Origin of the sequence: Haloferax sp. Atlit-10N (assembly GCF_003586325.1) — an archaeon.
GTDB classification, from domain to species: domain Archaea; phylum Halobacteriota; class Halobacteria; order Halobacteriales; family Haloferacaceae; genus Haloferax; species Haloferax prahovense.
Genome location: NZ_PSYX01000080.1, coordinates 1 through 655, shown reverse-complemented (window position 1 = coordinate 655; position 655 = coordinate 1). Strand labels below are relative to the sequence as shown.

Genomic DNA, 655 nt, shown 5'->3' with positions numbered 1-655 from the left:
GAGATTTCCATTGGTGACTGGAGCTCTTCCGATCTGGAGTTCACGCGTCATGTCCACCTATTCGCCGACGCCGACCTCCACGTCGCCACGCCGCAGAATCCGAACGCGCCCATCGAACCGTGGCTCGAACACTTCGCGTCGTTCGAGCACTCGCGGAGTCTAGTCGTCGCAGGGTGTCCACCGAAGGTCACAGAACAGGGTATTGAACACGCCCGAAACGACGTGGACTTCGAGGCTATCTGTACGCCGCTGGCGCTCGAAGCGGACCGGAACGCTTCGAAGAACGCGTTCGACACCATCGCGTCGGCTGAAGCACCCGCGCTATACACTCACCCCGGACTGCCGTTCACCATGGGTATCATCGACGACGTTGTCATCGTCGGCGGTTTCGACGACGAGACATCCCTCCCGATTGCTTCGGTCACAACCGACGACCCCGAGGCTCGCAAGTGGGCCGTCGACCTCTATCGACGCTACAAACGCGACGCGGACAGGCTCAACGTGACTCAGATGAGCACCAAGAAGTAGCGACTCTACGCGTGAAATCTGTGTACTGATCGAACTGTGTCTCACGAACTGAGATGCCGTCTCAGGGAATGACTATAATCCTGAGCTTTCCGTCGAACGGATTATGGAACGGACAGGGCAGACCGAG

Annotated in this window: 1 protein-coding gene; it reads left to right on the top strand. The window is 58.6% G+C overall.

The features are described from left to right. The first annotated feature begins 3 nt into the window (after positions 1–3). Positions 4–528, top strand: coding sequence for a transcriptional regulator FilR1 domain-containing protein (locus C5B91_RS21265; RefSeq protein ID WP_233547870.1), 525 nt, complete (start codon positions 4–6; stop codon positions 526–528). The last annotated feature ends 127 nt before the right edge of the window (positions 529–655 follow it).